Annotated in this window: 10 protein-coding genes; 2 read left to right on the top strand and 8 right to left on the bottom strand. The window is 62.3% G+C overall.

Annotation, left to right across the window (positions count from 1 at the left end):
- Positions 1 to 53 precede the first annotated feature (53 nt).
- Entirely contained in the window at positions 54 to 998 is a 945-nt protein-coding gene (locus tag U4Y90_RS17640; RefSeq protein ID WP_415749375.1) for a glycosyltransferase family 2 protein, read from the top strand.
- Position 999: 1 nt separating this feature from the next.
- Positions 1,000 to 1,395 (top strand): GtrA family protein, encoded by a 396-nt coding sequence (locus U4Y90_RS17635; protein WP_321796376.1) that lies wholly within the window; start codon positions 1,000 to 1,002, stop codon positions 1,393 to 1,395.
- Positions 1,396 to 1,418: 23 nt separating this feature from the next.
- On the opposite strand, the gene wecB is transcribed toward U4Y90_RS17635, so the two are convergent.
- From wecB to rfbD, 8 genes are all read right to left on the bottom strand, one after another.
- Positions 1,419 to 2,546 carry a non-hydrolyzing UDP-N-acetylglucosamine 2-epimerase gene (gene wecB, locus U4Y90_RS17630; RefSeq protein ID WP_321796375.1) on the bottom strand — a complete coding sequence of 376 codons (1,128 nt, stop codon included), beginning with the start codon at positions 2,544 to 2,546 and terminating at the stop codon, positions 1,419 to 1,421.
- Between the two features lie 50 nt (positions 2,547 to 2,596).
- Positions 2,597 to 6,664, bottom strand: a complete 4,068-nt coding sequence (locus tag U4Y90_RS17625; RefSeq protein WP_321796373.1) for a glycosyltransferase — start codon at positions 6,662 to 6,664, stop codon at positions 2,597 to 2,599.
- A gap of 81 nt (positions 6,665 to 6,745) precedes the next feature.
- Positions 6,746 to 8,203 carry an ABC transporter ATP-binding protein gene (locus U4Y90_RS17620; protein WP_415749373.1) on the bottom strand — a complete coding sequence of 486 codons (1,458 nt, stop codon included), beginning with the start codon at positions 8,201 to 8,203 and terminating at the stop codon, positions 6,746 to 6,748.
- Positions 8,204 to 8,288: 85 nt separating this feature from the next.
- Positions 8,289 to 10,736: a glycosyltransferase gene (locus tag U4Y90_RS17615; protein WP_321796370.1), complete on the bottom strand. Its 2,448-nt coding sequence runs from the start codon at positions 10,734 to 10,736 to the stop codon at positions 8,289 to 8,291.
- Between the two features lie 69 nt (positions 10,737 to 10,805).
- The gene (locus U4Y90_RS17610) at positions 10,806 to 11,594 is read right to left on the bottom strand and encodes an ABC transporter permease (RefSeq protein WP_321796368.1); all 789 of its coding nucleotides are present in this window, start codon (positions 11,592 to 11,594) and stop codon (positions 10,806 to 10,808) included.
- Between the two features lie 145 nt (positions 11,595 to 11,739).
- Positions 11,740 to 13,611, bottom strand: a complete 1,872-nt coding sequence (locus U4Y90_RS17605; protein ID WP_321796366.1) for a glycosyltransferase family 2 protein — start codon at positions 13,609 to 13,611, stop codon at positions 11,740 to 11,742.
- A 333-nt stretch (positions 13,612 to 13,944) separates the two neighbouring features.
- Positions 13,945 to 14,850 (bottom strand): glycosyltransferase family 2 protein, encoded by a 906-nt coding sequence (locus U4Y90_RS17600; RefSeq protein WP_415749372.1) that lies wholly within the window; start codon positions 14,848 to 14,850, stop codon positions 13,945 to 13,947.
- On the bottom strand, positions 14,832 to 15,722 hold the full coding sequence (gene rfbD / locus U4Y90_RS17595; RefSeq protein WP_321796363.1) for a dTDP-4-dehydrorhamnose reductase: 891 nt from the start codon (positions 15,720 to 15,722) through the stop codon (positions 14,832 to 14,834). Before rfbD ends, U4Y90_RS17600 begins: the two co-directional genes overlap by 19 nt.
- Position 15,723 lies beyond the last annotated feature (1 nt).

The raw sequence follows: 15,723 nt of genomic DNA, 5'->3' as shown, positions 1-15,723 counted from the left end.
TCAGTTCGCGGGCCGTGCCCGCATGCGGATATGCAATAATTCTGCGCATGAATATGGGCGAAAAACCTTACCCGCGCGTCGCGGTCGTCATTCCTTGCTATAACGAGGAAGCCGCCATCGCGAGCGTCGTGCGTGACTTCAGGCAAAGCCTCCCCACGGCCGAGATCTACGCATTCGATAACAACTCCTCCGACGACACCGCCCGCGTGGCGCGCGACGCGGGCGCGGAAGTTATCGCGGTGCCGCTTCAGGGAAAGGGCAACGTCGTACGCAGGATGTTTGCCGATGTAGAGGCCGACGTTTACGTCATGGTCGACGGTGACGCGACCTACGACGCATTTGCCGCACCCGCGCTCGTCAATCTTCTGGTCGGGAGGCATCTCGACATGGTCGTGGGCTCGCGTCTCAGCGACGAAGAAACCGCCTATCGGCTGGGGCATCGTTTCGGCAACGTTCTGCTCACGCGGTGCGCCGCCACCATCTTCGGCAAGACCTTCCGGGACATGCTTTCCGGATATCGCGTATTCTCGCGCCGCTACGCGAAGAGTTTCCCGGCGCACTCCGCGGGCTTCGAAATCGAAACCGAACTGGCGGTCCACGCGCTGAGCCTGCGAATGCCGGTCGCTGAACTGGAGACGAACTACAAATCGAGACTGGAAGGCTCGGAAAGCAAGCTCAACACCTATCGCGACGGGTTCCGCATTCTGATGACCATTCTGAAGCTGTTCAAGACGGAGAAGCCGCTCGCTTTTTTCTCGTCCGGCTTCTTCCTGTGCGCGGCGCTCTCGGTTGCCTTCGCAATCCCGGTGTTCGAAACGTTCTTCGAAACCGGACTCGTGCCGCGCGTGCCCACGGTGATTCTCAGCAGCGGCCTGATGCTCGTCGGCGCGATCCTGCTGATTTGCGGCATCGTCCTCGATACGGTCACGCGCGGCCGCAACGAGGCCAAGCACTTCGCCTATCTGGCCGTGCCCGCCGTGCGCCGGCAGCCCCATTGAAATGCGTCAGTTCGTCCGTTTTGCGATAGCCGGGGCAATCGGCTTTCTGGTCGATTCCGGGGTGCTCTATGCGATGCTCGCTTTGGGCGCGGGGCTCTACGTCGGACGGCTGATCTCGTTTCTGTGCGCGGCCTTCGTGACGTGGCGCATCAATCGCCGCTTCACTTTCACCGAGGGGCATCGGCATTCGGCCTGGCGCGAGTGGTACGAGTATCTGGTCGCGATGACCTTCGGCGGCCTGTGCAACTACGGCGCCTACGTGCTCGCAATGAAAGCGCTGCCGCACTCGGGAACGGGACCGCTGATCGCGGTCGCGATCGGTTCCATCGCCGGCATGTTCGTCAACTTTGCGACAGCGCGTTTGTGGGTGTATAGGCCGGGCAGAAGCCGCTCGTAATCGAACGGCTCCTGGTCAAGTCGTCAGGCGAGCGTGCGCAGCACCGAGACGATCTGTTGCCCAGCGGTGCCATCGCCGAACGGATTCTTGCCCGCCGACATCGCCTGATAGGCACTTTCGTCATCGAGCAGGCGCGACACTTCGGAGACGATGCGGTCCACCTGCGTGCCCACCAGTTTGTTCACACCGGCATCGACGCCTTCCGGACGCTCCGTGACGTCACGCATCACGAGGACCGGCTTGCCGAGCGCCGGGCCTTCCTCCTGAATGCCGCCCGAGTCCGTGAGAATCACGTGGCTGGCGTTCATCAGCTTCAGGAACGGCTTGTATGTGAGCGGCTCTTCGAGATAGATGCCGGGCTGCCCGCTCAGTACGCGATTGACCGTCTCGCGCACCTTCGGATTCAGATGGACCGGATAGATGATCCGGGCTTCCGGATAGCGTACGGCCAATTCGCGGAGCGCCTTGCATATGTTCTCGAAGCCTTCGCCGAAGCTCTCGCGGCGGTGCCCCGTGACGAGCACGATGCGCCGCTTCTCCGCGATCGCCGCCTCGACGCGCGGCGGCAGTGCGACCTGCTCGTTCTTCAGACGCTCGAGCATCAGATACAGCGCATCGACGACGGTATTGCCGGTCACGTGGATCTGATGGGCGGGCACGTGTTCGGCGAGCAGGTTGTCGCGCGACAGGGAAGTAGGCGCGAAGTGCACATCGGTCACGAGCGACGTGACCCGGCGGTTCAGCTCTTCCGGAAACGGTGCGCGCATGTCGCGGCTGCGCAGGCCCGCCTCGATGTGCGCGACCTTGATCTTGCGATAGAAAGCCGTCAGCGCTGCCACCTGGACGGTCATCGTGTCGCCCTGGACCACGACGATATCCGGATGCTCGGCTTCGAGAAACGCATCGATGGCCGTATAGAGGCGCGAACTCAGGCCAGCGAGCGTCTGGTTCTGCGCCATGACGTCGAGGCTTGCGTCGGGCACGACGCCGAAGTCGGCGAACGCCTGCATCAACATTTCCCGATGCTGGCCGACGGAGCAAAGGCAGGAGTCGAATTCGTCCGGCGCATCGCGCAATGCGCGCACCGTCGAGATGACCTTGATTGCTTCAGGCCTCGTGCCTGCGAATACGACAACTTTTTTCTTACGCATGATCGTTGAAACCTTCTATGAATGAAGACTCGGCCACGAGGCCGTCCGCGCTAGTCTCTTGAAAGATAACGGCTCTGGCGTTGCGGCCGGTACGACGCGTAACGTATCGGGGTAGCCGACTTGCGATACAGCAAGGCCTTGAAAACTTCCGCATGCCTCTCGTAGGCTTGCGCGGGCGTCATCGACGTAAACGAGCGCTGCAACGCTTGGCGCGCGGCGCGCACTGGCCGGTCCGCGTGCGCAATGAGCGCCGCCGCAAGTTGATCGCGCACGGCGAGCAACGTATCTTCCTTGGCGATCGCTTCATAGAACATCGGGCCGTCAAGCGTCGCCCAGTCCGTTCGGTAGGCGTCGATAACCGTGCTGGCCTCGTCGACCAATTGCTCGCGCGCGCCTCCTACATCCGTCGCGATGACAGGCGCATGACGCTGCACCGCTTCGGAGATCGCAAGGCTCCAGCCCTCGGTGAACGAGGGCATGACGATGGCACGCGCGACATCGACAAAGCGATGCACGTCCGACCGGTAGCCGGGCAATAGCACCGCATCCTGCAAGCCATGACGCTCGATCTTCTCGCGCAGACGCTGCGCATAGCCCGCGTCTGCGTGCTTGCCGAGTATGACGAGCCGAATGTTCGGACGCGCGGCATGCGCGATGGCGAACGCCTCGATCAGCAAGCCCTGCCCCTTGACCGGATTGATCGACGCGACATTGACGAATACCGCGCTGTCCTGCGGCAAGCCGAACTCGGCGCGCAATTCGGCATCGCGCTCGGGCGCTGCGAGCGGCACCATGCCCGCGGAGTCGCAGCCGTTCGGAATTACCAGCATACGCTCGGTCGCGAGACGCAGATTCGTATCCGCGAACATGGCGACGTTGGCCGACACGCAGATATAGCAATCGGTGATTTCGTCGGCCTGTCGCCACTTCTGCTTGCTCGGCTCGTCGAGCCATTGGTACATGTTGTGGACGGTCTGCACGAACGGAATGCCGAGCGACGCGCAGACTTCCGCGAGTGTCAGCGAATAGTGCGCGTTGACGAGCGCCACCTCGCGCTCTTGCAGCAGCCGGCGCAGGGCATCAGGCTCGGATGGCAGGCGCACGTACGCAAAGCGCCTCTCCTTGAGCTCGGCCTCGGCTTCCGGTGCGATGTCGCCGGTCACGCCGAGCATCGGCCGGAATCCGGAGATGGCGAGCGTGTCGAGCAGATCGAACACCACGCGCTCGAGTCCACCGACCATGAAGCTGTCCACCTGCAGGAGCACGACGGGCGCGCCTCGCAGTTCGGCTGCAAACGCGGGAACGGGCAGCACGGCGCCTTCGTCGGCCGCGCTGGCAAAGCGGCGGGCCGCGTCGAGGGCTGAACCATCGGCGCGCGCGACCATCGGATGCAGCAGCGCGAGACGCTCATGGACACGGGGACCGAGCCCAATGCACAGATCGACCTTGTCGTAGACCTCGTTGCGCAGCGCATAGGCGTCGTCGGCATCGTCGAAGAGCGCGACGATTCGGCGCATTTCATCGCGCGGCCATGCCTTCAGTTCCGACGCGGACACAATCACGAGATGTGCATTGTCGTCGCTCGTCGCGCTTTGCCCGTCGACTGACGTGCCCAGTTGCCGCGCCGCACGCTCTGTGCAGCGCCAGGGGCGCTCGCCGAGATCGAATCCGGCGAGCCACGGTGCAACGATGTCATCGATCGAAAGCGGTGCGCCCGGCGTGCGTCGGGGCGCGCGCGCGTCGACGTGGGCCGCCTCGGGTCCAAGCACGGCGGGCGCTTCCGCGCCGCCGAAAAGAGCGCGCCTGATCACGCGCCAGATACTGAGTCTTCTCAAAATGCGTCCTGTTTGTTGCTCGCGAGCGAACGCCCCGCCGACGATATTAGCGCCAGTGATACTCTCCGTGTGCGGCGCCTGATTCTCGCTCAAACTTCGAACTAAGTCCTCGAGCCTCGTTCTGTCTCGTTCTTTTTCCTCGACCACGCGATCGAGCCGCTCGCGCTCGCCGTTGACCTCGCCAATGATCGACTCGAGTCGCTGCCTTTCCTTATTCAGTTCGTCGATCACGCCTTCGAGCCGTTGATGTTCGGCGACGTTGTCCGCGACCAACGATTCGAGGCGATGCCGCTCAACTTCGCGCTGGCTCGCCACTGCTTCGAGGCGCGCCTCGTTGCCCGCGAGCACGGCGTACCCCGCCGTCAGCGCGCTGAGCCTCGTATTCTTCTCGTCCAGAATGCGTTCGAAGAAGCCGCGGTGCTCCTGCCAGACGAATCCGGGCCGCGAGCCGGCGTCGTCGAGAAAATTCAGCAGATACGAGCAACGCGCGCCGGCCTCGGCAAGCTGCGAGACCTCGGGCAGGCCGAAGCTGAGCGGCTTCTCGACATTGCCGAGCACATTGAGCCAGTCGCCCGACAGGAGGCGGCGCACGGTTTCGACGCCCTGCTTCAGGCGCTCGCGGGCGACCTGCCGGTCGCCGCGAACGAGCGCCAGGGTCGCGGCCAGATCAAGTGCGGCCACGACTTTCGTGCCGAGCAACGGGCTGAATGGCATCGGGTCCATCGCAGCGCAGCGCAGCGCCCAGTCTTCCGCCGCCGCTAAATCGCCGAGCCGCTGCGCGAGCCGCGCGGCGACGAAAGTCAACGATACCTTCCATCGCAACTGATGCGCCGAATCGCCGGCGGCAGCGACATAGTCGCGGATATCGTCGAGGCACGCGCGGACCTCTTGCTCCGATCTCGCGCGGCCAAGCACGCGGTAAGCGCGGCCGCACAAGGCCGCGCCGAAATCCGCGCTGTTGCGAGGCACGGTCGCCATGACCTGCGCATTGAGCGCATCGAGCGAATCGTCGTTCGTTAGACGCATGCCGATCGCGATCATGCTCTTGAAGAGCCACGGATTGGTCATCTCGCGGCGGTCGGCGAGCACGTTGAAATTCGGCGCGTCGACGGTTTCGAACGTCGTTTCGACGAAATCCGCCGCGTGACCGGCAAGCGGGTCACGCATTGCAATGAGAATGAGCGTGCCAGCGATGTCCGCGGGATCGTCGATGCCGATTTCGGACCACGTACGGCCTGTGTCGCCGTTTGGCAATGCCACCGACATGAAGGCCCGCTCCGCAAGCACGCTTTCTGCCTGCCCGCCGCACACGTGATGCAGCCAGGCGCGCGGCGATATGCTCCCTTCCTGCGCCCGGTCCGCCGCGCGCTCGCGGGATATGCCGATGACCACGCGTCCGCCGGGACGCAGACGTTCGATCTCGGCCTGGAGCACTTCGGCGGGAAACGCGTGCGAATCGAGCGCAAAAAGGACGTCGAACGATGCTGCCCGATCGGTGCGGGCGGCGGCGTCCGCGAAGAAGGACACGCGTTCGTCCACGCCATAGCGAGTGCGCGCGTAGCCGAGGCTGGCCTCGTCGGGCTCGTAGCCGATGACCGCACGCGCCGCGCTGTTCTGGGCGACGACACGCGCCGCGCTGCCCGCGCTCGAATCGAGCACGAATACGACATCGCCGATACGTACGAATGCGCAGGCCTCGACGGCGTCGTCGAAGGCGGTCGGCCACGCGGAGTCTACGTGCGCAAGCATGTCTTGCGGCGGCGCGGTTTCCTGTAACTGCGCCACGCCCGACGGCAATCCTTCGAAAAATGCTGACTGGCGAGCGCTCGTGCGCGGCAAAGGCTGCGACCACCACGATGTTTTGGTGCGCGGATGCCGGCGATATTCGACGCGGTTCACGACGGCCGCAGCGGCGTGCGCCGGGCCGAGCACCGCGATCTGCTGAAACGGGCGCGCAAGGATGGCTCTCGACGCACGATCGCGCGCCTCGCCCACTTCGGACTCCGGGGAAGCAGAGAGCGTGGCGATCAGTCCATCGAACTGATCGGCCGCCACGCCTTCGGGCAATGCCCCGGCGTCGGTCGCGCGATGAACGCGGCCGGGTGCGAACTGCGTTGCCGCAGCGCGTGCTTCCTCTTCATCGAGTGCCAGGCCATGGGCATCGCAGCCTGCGTCCAGCAGTACGCGCAGCGCGTCGGACAATCCGTCGCCCACATACAGGACACGGCAATGCCCGAAGCAGATCAGGCATTGACGCAGAAAGACCAGTAACTCGTCAGACATAGGTTCGATTTACGCTCGGCGATGCGGGAGTGGCGTTGCGTCCGGAACGCGTCGTGGTCCGGACTTTTCGGGGGTCTGCGATCAGGCGCGAGATGCCTCGGCACCGGGCTTCGCGCTGCTGCCCGCGTCCGATTGCAGTTCGGCGTGCATGTGCAGGTCGCATACGCCGCCGAAGAAATGAGTGTCCACGCGCGCGCGAACCATGAAGAACGCGGCTTCGTCGATCCAGTGCAGGATGGCCTGATCGGAAAAATTCATCGACTGTTGATGAATCAGCGAAGCCTGCACTTCGTAAAAATTTTCGCCGAGAGCGCATGCGTCCATCGTGAACACGACGGTATGCTCCTCGCCCGCGCGGAACTTGCGGTTCCAGAAAATGAAACCGTCACGTCCGGCCGCCATCAATTCGGCATCCTGGTTGAACGTGCCCCAGGAGTACATCTTGATGCCTTCCTTGTTACGGATGCGCAGGTTGACGTACAGCTTGTCCATGTCCTCGCGAATCTGGAACTTGACGACCACCTTCACCGTGTCGCCGGTATAGAAGGTCGCGCACGATTCGCCGGCTTCGTCGAGCACGGTGACGTCCGTGATCATCGCCTCCAGGCTGCCGAACTCGAACTTGCCCTGGTCGTGCGGCTCGTCCATCGCCTTTTCCGCTGCGCTGCTGATCGCCGTTACCGCCGATGCCGCGTCATTCGGCGAGGTCTCGGCGGCCGCCGCGACCTGTGCGGTCTCCGCGCCGGCGATCGCCTTCGTTGCTGCCTTATGCTCGTCGATCTCGCTCTGCTTCGCACGGTTCTCTTCGTCGTGAAGCAGCTTGCGATAAGCGAGCACGACTTCTGAAGACGGTCCCGCGACGGCGAGTCTGCCTTTGTCGAGCAGAATGGCGCGATCGGTGAAGGTTCTGACCGACTCGATATCGTGCGACACGAACAGGATCGCGACGCCGCGGTCGCGCAATTCGCGTATGCGCTGATAGCAGCGCTTCTGGAACAGCGCGTCGCCAACCGCAAGCGCTTCGTCGACGATCAGCACGTCGGGGTTCAATTGCACTTGCACGGCAAACGCGACCCGGACCATCATCCCGCTCGAATAATGCTTCACCGGCTGATCGAAGAACTCGCCGATCGACGCGAACCGGATGATCTCCGGCATTGCGGCATCCATTTCCGCACGCGTGAGGCCGAGGATCGACCCGTTCAGATAAGCGTTCTCGCGTCCTGTGAATTCGGGGTTGAAGCCGCTGCCCAATTCCAACAGCGCAGCGACGCGGCCCTCCACGGACACCTCACCCTCGGTCGCTTGCAGCACGCCGGCGATGATCTGCAAGAGCGTCGACTTGCCTGCGCCGTTGCGACCGACGATGCCGACCGCCTCGCCTTTCTTCACGTCGAACGAAATGTCCCGCAGCGGCCAGAACTCGCCGAAAAATTGCTTGCGACCGCGAAACAGCATCTGCATCAGACGATGCTGCGGCTTCGCGTAAAGTTCGTAACGCTTGCTCAGATTGCGAACATGAATAGCTAGATCGTCCAAAGCCACTCTCTCTCGAAACTCCTGCCCTGATTGAAGTGATCTCGCCCGCGAGGTTCGTAGGACATCGCGAGCCGCAGCCCGCGACTCAGGCGAGCGCTCCCACGAGTTGCTGCTCGCCGCTCGTTTTCTGCTCGACAAGCCGCTCGCAGATGGCCATGTTGTGACGCGCCATGTCCATTCTTTCGCGCTCGTCCGGGAATTTTCCGGCGGCGAAATCGGACGCGGTCACATAGCGCATGCCATACGTGTTGAAGTCGCCGATGTTCGGCGTATCGACGATGGGCACGATGCCGAAAGCCAGATACTCGATGAGCTTGGTCGGGCACGACACGTTGTTCACCACCATGTCGTCGCGCAAAATAAAACCGAAATGGCACTGCTGATAGATGCCGTTGAGCTCCGCACGCGTCGCGCTCGACACATGAAAGTTCGGATGATGCACGACCTCGGCCGCTGCCTCGCTGCGCATCTGCTCGACGTCCGGCGTGTAGATCCACCAGTCGGCCAGGTCGATGCCTTCGCGCACGACGTTCATCATCGCGGGCAGGTTCTGCCATTTTTGCGTGCCGCCGGCGTAAATAACGGTCGGTTTGCCGTCCTTATAGGCGCGGGGAGTCTGGCTGCCTTCGTCGACCGCGAAGATCGGCAGCACGATCACGTTAGCCTTCAGGAGCTCTCGATACTTGTGCGAAAGATAGTTTCCCATTGCTTGCGACACGACGATCACGGTCGACGCGCGCTCCACCGCACAGCGCTCACAATCGTCGTGGATGCGCGCAGAATAGAAATCGTTGTGCATCCGGAACTCTTCGGGCACGACACCGTGTACGTCGAGCACCCATTTGACGCCTGGCACACGCAGAAGCGCACGGCCAAGCGGATTGGGCATGCGCAGCACACTATGGAAGTAGACGCGCTTGAAGCGCCACGCAAGGAGGCACGCGGCGAGCCGCTGCACGCGGGATTCGAGCGCGATGTTGAGCACCCACGCACTTCGTCCCGCCCGTTCGATGAACGGCTTGGGGCCGCCGCCCTCGCGCACGTCGCAATACAGGCGACGGCGCGTCGGGAACAGCGAATCGATCGCCTTGACGCGCTGGAAGTAGCCGTCGCGCTCGCGCGCCTTGGTCGGATACGGCGCCACGAACATGATGCCGTTGGCACCGAAGAAAAGATCTGCGAATTCCAGCCATCGCGCGATGCGGCTCACTCGCGAACCCGGAAATTGCGCTGCTCGCGCCACGCGTGCCGTCAGGCGGCTCATGATGCCGTCCGCGGACTTGGGCTCGATGGCCGGAATGGCGTTGAGTTGCGCGAGCAACGCTCGGGTTTCCGCGACCAGCGCATCGACGTCGCGCTCCAGACGCTCGAAGCGCGCCTTCAAACGCTCGATGTCGTCCGGTGTAGCCGCTTCGCCCTCGCCGGACAGATATTGCCGCACATCCGACGAAATCGATTCGATTCCCGGAATCAGCGAGCGCGGTGCGGCGTCTTCGTCTTCGTACTGACCGAACACGACCGAGCGCAGATCGCGCCTCTGCACCGAGCGGCGCGTCTTGATTTCGTGCAGGAGATGCGTGCGATAGGCTTCGAGCCCGTCGACGAGCTTGTTCAATTGCTGCGTGTAGAGACGATGGGTTTCGACGTGCAGGGCCGGATGGGCCGGCCGGGCAACGGCGAAGATCGAGTCCTGCTTCCACGCAGTCACCGAAAGGTAGGTGCGATCCTGCCACGCGCGGCCATGCTTCTCTTCGAAGCGACGGCGATTGTCGGCGGCATAACCTTGCGCTTCGAGCGCATCGAGCTTGCCGAACGACGCGGAACCCCAGTGATGCAGATACACGTCGCGCGCGACATGCATCGTGAAGCCGTGCTCAAGCGTGCGCAGGCAGTAGTCGTCGTCCTCGTAGGCGCCCGGAAAGAAGCGCGTATCGAGCAGGCCGAGCGTTTCGACGACACGCCGGGTGAACAGGACGCAGTAATAGCTCAGGAAATCGCTCTCGACGACATCGCCGAGCCACGCTTTGCGCCGTTCCTCCGCGAAGCGGTCAAGCGCGGGGAGATCGAGCGCGGCGCTGCCAGCAGCGAGGTTGTCGCGGTCGCCGAGATGGTAGGCGATCGGAATACCCTGCTCGTTGTTCGACGCGTTGGTGAGCGGGCCGATGGCGTCCTTGTCGTCCTCGATCAGATAGTCGAGCCAGTGATCGGTCACGATCACGTCGCTGTTGAGCAGGCAGATATGCGTGATGGCCGGGTCGGCGAGGAAATGCTCCATGCCGATGTTATTGCCGCCGGAGAAACCCAGGTTTTTCTCTTGCTGAAAGTAGACGCCTTGCAGCCCGCGCTGCACGGCGTCATCGAAGATGCGCCGCGAGGCCTCGCGCTGCGCGGACGCGGATGCGTTGTCGATGACCGCGACTTCGAACGCGGTATCGCTCGCGGTTCTCAGCAGGCTATCGAGCGCCAGCGCGAATACCTCTGCCGAGTTGTATGTGACGATGACGACGCCTACTTTTACTTTCGTTGTGTTCATTGTGATTAACCGACTTCACGCATAGTCTTTCCCGCCGGCATTCATCTGCGCCGGTTCTGGCTTGCTCGATCAAAGGACGTCAGGAAAACCCTTCTTCGATTTATCGAAGAACCAATAGCAGACCCACAGGAATGCGAGTGAAGCCGCGATCTGAATCAGATAGCCCGTCCAGTCGGGCCAGGTGCCGAAGAAGAAAACATGCCGCACATTTTCAAGAATCGGCGTGAACGGGTTCCAGCTCACGAGTGTGCGCAGCGCCTCAGGCACCATGTCGATTGGATAGAAAATCGGGCTCAAATACATGAGCGCCATCGCGACCGGCGGTACCGCGAGCTTGATATCGGGCAGATAGACGCCGAGCGAAGACAGCAGATAACTCACGCCGAGCACGGCGAACCAGAACGGCAACAGCACGATTGGCAGCGCGAGCGCCGAGACCGGCGGCAGACCGACAAAAATCAGATGAAACATGAGCAACAGGCCATAGCCGATAGCGGCATTCACGAGCGCCGAAAGCGTGATCGCCATCGGCAGGATCTCGAGCGGAAACACAACCTTTTTGATGAAATTCGGGTTCTCGCGCATCAGTACCGGCGCGCGCAAAAAACATTCGGAGAAAAAGGTATAGGTAATCAGACCTGCGAACAGAATCAGCGCCGACTCCTTGCTGCCCGACGTGCCGGCCGACCAGCGCGCCTTGAACACTACGCTGAAAACGAAGAAATAGACGACGAGTGTAAGGATAGGCGTTACGAGCATCCAGATAGAACCGAGCGCCGAGCCGCGAAATTTTGTCGCAAGGTCGCGGCGCACGAAGTCCCATAACAGCGCTCGGTGCTGCCAAACTGAAAGTTGCATCGAGAGTTCCCTGCAGAGGACCTCGCCGGGGCATGCGAAGCGCCAGGAAAAATCTTCCTGATGGCCGCGGGCCCAGTAGTTCGGTCCGAAAAATTAACCAGTTATATTAACATGTGCATAGCCCGCCACCGGGCGGTACGGGCCGTCACTCGAACTGTCCCACGCGCGGCGGAAATGCCAGCGTAAAGGGTCGAACCTGTCCGCTGAGGGAGAGATTCGGGTTGTACGCTGGATCGTGTTCCAGCCACCCGTCCCATTCCTTTTCCATCCAGCGCACCTCCCTCAGGAAGCGCTGATATTTGTCCGCATCCATGTCAGAGCCGCGCGTCGCCGATTCATGGTGGTAGAGCTCCGCGTGCGGCGTCCAGACATTGCGATAACCCGCCTTGACGAGACGCAGGCAGAAGTCGACATCGTTGAACGCTACTGCCAGCTCTTCGTTCAGGCCGCCGACTTCCTCGTACACGGACTTCCTCACAACGAGGCAGGCCGCCGTCACCGCCGAGAGATTCTGCATGGACACCGCGCGTCCAAAATGACCGAACAGCCCGCGCCTCATGTTGTGATGCATATGCCCGGCAACCCCGCCCAGGCCGATGAGTACGCCGCCATGCTGGAGCATGTCGTTCGGATACCACAGACACGCGCCCACCGCGCCTACGCCGGGCTGCGCAGCAATGCCAACCATCTCGTTCAACCAATCGGGCGAGATGACCTCGATGTCGTTGTTCAGAAGACACACGAACTCGCCCTTCGCCTCGCGCACGGCACGGTTGTTGAGCGCCGAAAAGTTGAAGGGAGAGTCATCGCGAATCACGCGGATGCCCGTCGTGCTGGCGATCTGGTCGAAATAGGCGAGGGTTTCCGGCTTCACGCTGCCGTTATCGACCACGATGATCTCGTACTCGCGATAAAGCGTTTGGGCCAGTACGCTGTCGATGCACTGCTTCGTGAGAGCCAGCCCGTCGCGTGTCGGGATGACGATGGAGACGAGCGGATGCCGCCCGAGGCCATAGCGCACGCGCAAGATTCCGAGCGATTGATACGGCTGGTCGACCGTCGCGTCGATACCAAAGCGCGCCAGATGATCCTCGACGGCGCGCTTCGCTGCGATGAGGGCATAGGGCTTTTCGGAGCCGCTACCGGCCGTGCTGCCCGGCACGATGCGCCAGTGATAGAGCACGTGCGGAATGTGGATTACCCGCGCGTGCCCCGCGATCTCGACGCAGCGCAAGGTCAGATCGTAGTCCTGGCTGCCTTCGTAGCCCTTGCGGAAGCCGCCTGCCTCGCGCACGAGCGCCATCTCGAAGACGCCCAGATGCGAAAACATGTTCTGCGCCAGAAACAACTGCGGATTCCAGTCGCTCTTGAAATAGGGCGCCGTGCGTTTGCCCTGCTCATTTAGCTTGTCTTCGTCGCTATAGAACATGCGGCCTTCGGGATGACGATCGATGTACCGCGCGACCATGTATAGCGCATGGGGCGGGATCACGTCGTCGTGATCCAGCAGCACCGCGTAGTCGCCGGTCGCCAGCTCGAGCGCACTGTTGCTCGCCTCCGAGATATGACCGTTGGTCTCGCGGAACACGAGTTTGATCCGGCTGTCCGCCGCCGCGGCCTCGGTCAGCACTTCACGCACGCGCGCATCGGTCGAAGCGTCGTCGGCAATGCAGAGTTCCCAGTCGGGATAGATCTGCCCCCGCACCGACGCGATCATCTCGCGTAGAAACTGTTCGTTGCTGTTGTACGTCGGAACCACGATCGAAAATTTCGGACGCCGCTCGAGCCCTTCGATGTCCTTCAATATTTGTTCGCGCTTCTCTGGCGTGATCGAATCGTAGCGTTCGATCCACTCGTGATAGAGCTCGTCGAGCGGCGGCCCATCCGCAAATCCCCCTCCGCTCTTCAGGTGGCGCAGTCGCGCCATTGCTCCCCGCATTCCCTCGCGTCTCAGCACGGAAAGGTAGTACTCCACTGCAGGCACTACTCCGCCGCGCGATTGAATCTGTCGCGACATCGTTGCGGCCGCCAGGCGGGCCGCTTTTCCTGCGCTCACTGCCGAGCGCAATGGCGCGGTCAACTTCCATGAGAACGAGCCGCGCAATGCCGCAAGTTCGATCTCGAGCTGCAACACGCGATTTCGGAGCGACGACAACTCTCTCGCATCCGACTGCATGGAATTCAGCTTCTTCTCGAGCGCGGCACAACGATCCTGCCAGTCGAATGAAGACGATCCGTCGCCCGCACGGACCGGCCCGCGGTCTGCGTCGTGTCGAACTGTCGTCTTGTCATCGTGTTGCATCTTGGTACTTACCTCTGACAGGTTGGGAATGCGAGAATCCGAGTTCCGCTAGAGCCTTCCGAGGCGGCCGCGCAGTCCATCTCGAAGACCGCGCAGCGCCATCGATACATGCATACGGCGCATCGAGGGCATCATCGAATAGATGATCAGGCGGAACGGCAACTTGACGAGTTCCGTCGATTTCCAGGACCACGGCACATACCCCCGGCCGATCAACGCGATCGCGTTGCGAAACAGATAGTAATGACGCACCGGGCTGTGCATGGGATATGTGCGACCCAAGACCCGCACGGGCTCACCGCCCAACTCGTGCGCCATGGTGATCCACGGAACGCCGACCAGCCGATACCCCGCGCGCTTCGCGCGAATGCACCATTCGAGATCGACGAAGTCGATGAAAAGCTCATCTTCCATCGGACCCACGACGTTCCAGCAATTCAGATTCAGACACGATCCAGACGTGATCAGAAAGTCCGTGTCCACCGGCCGCGCGCCTTCCGCAGGCACGCGGGCGAGCACGAACGGTCTGAAGCGCACGAAGGGCGCAACGCCGCCGAGGCGCGGATCGTCATAAGCAGGGCCGACGATCGCGATCCTCTCTCCCGCCTCGACCCACTCCGCCAGCAGCGCGGGCAAAGCCTGCAAATGCTCGAGCGTGGGTTCGCTATCTTGATCGAACAGGAGCGCGGCGCGGCAGCCCTCGCGCAAAAGGAGTTCGATGCCCTGATTCAGCGCCGTCGCGATACCGAGATTGTCGCGGTTGGGCAAATAGCGCACGTCAGGATCAAGCCCTTCGATACGGTCGACGTTCGGCGTATTGTCGACGACCACGCAGCAGGTGTGCTTCGCCAGACGGTTCGCGCGTTCGATGCACGCCTCGTCCGGGTTATAGAACACCACGACGGAACCGGGGCGTTGAGCGCTGCTCCCCGTGCTCACAGCCCCCTCATGCACAGCTCGAGCGCGTCGGCCCAATCTGGCGCCTCGATACCGAATGCATCGAAGAGCTTGTGCTGCGACATCCGGGAGTTCGCGGGACGCCTGGCCGGCGTCGGATACGCCGATGCCGGAATCGGCTTCACGGTCGGCTTCTTTGACAGCGACGACTTCTCGAAAATTGCTTCGGCAAAGCCGTGCCAGGATGTCGAACCGGATGACGTCAGGTGATACACACCGGATTTCTGCTTCCACCAGTCCTGATCGGCCCGTACGGCCTGCGCCAGGACATGCGAAGTCAACGCCGCGATCGTGCTGGCCCAGGTAGGAGCGCCGATCTGGTCCGCAACCACGCCCAGTTCGTCGCGCTCAGCGCCGAGCTTCAACATCGTCAGCAGAAAGTTCTTTCCCCGCGCGCCGTACACCCAGCTCGTGCGAAAGATCAGATGGTCGCAGCCCGAAGCGGCGATCGCCTGCTCGCCGGCCAGTTTGCTCTTGCCGTACACGTTCTGCGGATTGACAGCATCGTCTTCGACATAGGCACCGTCTTTCGTGCCGTCGAACACGTAGTCGGTCGAATAATGAACCAGCGCGGCGCCCAGACGCTTCGCTTCTTCGGCGAGCACGCCCGGCGCTTCACCGTTGGCCCGCATTGCGGCTTCGACTTCGCTTTCCGCCTTGTCGACTGCCGTGTAGGCGGCCGGGTTCACGATCAGCTTCGGCTTGATTTCGCGCACGACACGGCGCACCTGATCCAGATCGCCGAGATCGAGCCCGGTGCGGTCGAGCGCAACGACGTTGCCCAGACCCTGGAGGCTGCGCATCAGTTCGAAACCGACCTGCCCGTTAACTCCAGTCAGCAGAATCGTTCGTTGATCACCGTTCGTCATC

This window comes from Caballeronia sp. J97 (assembly GCF_905220305.1).
Classification (GTDB): domain Bacteria; phylum Pseudomonadota; class Gammaproteobacteria; order Burkholderiales; family Burkholderiaceae; genus Caballeronia.
The sequence above is the reverse complement of the archived record's forward strand: the minus strand, read 5'-3'. Positions and strand labels throughout refer to the sequence as shown.

Excerpts from the sequence above, each read along its gene's own strand:
- U4Y90_RS17640 (WP_415749375.1), top strand. The coding sequence starts at position 54 with ATGGGCGAAAAACCTTACCCGCGCGTCGCGGTCGTCATTCCTTGCTAT.
- U4Y90_RS17635 (WP_321796376.1), top strand. The coding sequence starts at position 1,000 with ATGCGTCAGTTCGTCCGTTTTGCGATAGCCGGGGCAATCGGCTTTCTG.
- wecB (WP_321796375.1), bottom strand. The coding sequence starts at position 2,546 with ATGCGTAAGAAAAAAGTTGTCGTATTCGCAGGCACGAGGCCTGAAGCA.
- U4Y90_RS17625 (WP_321796373.1), bottom strand. The coding sequence starts at position 6,664 with ATGTCTGACGAGTTACTGGTCTTTCTGCGTCAATGCCTGATCTGCTTC.
- U4Y90_RS17615 (WP_321796370.1), bottom strand. The coding sequence starts at position 10,736 with ATGAACACAACGAAAGTAAAAGTAGGCGTCGTCATCGTCACATACAAC.
- U4Y90_RS17610 (WP_321796368.1), bottom strand. The coding sequence starts at position 11,594 with ATGCAACTTTCAGTTTGGCAGCACCGAGCGCTGTTATGGGACTTCGTG.
- U4Y90_RS17605 (WP_321796366.1), bottom strand. The coding sequence starts at position 13,611 with ATGTCGCGACAGATTCAATCGCGCGGCGGAGTAGTGCCTGCAGTGGAG.
- rfbD (WP_321796363.1), bottom strand. The coding sequence starts at position 15,722 with ATGACGAACGGTGATCAACGAACGATTCTGCTGACTGGAGTTAACGGG.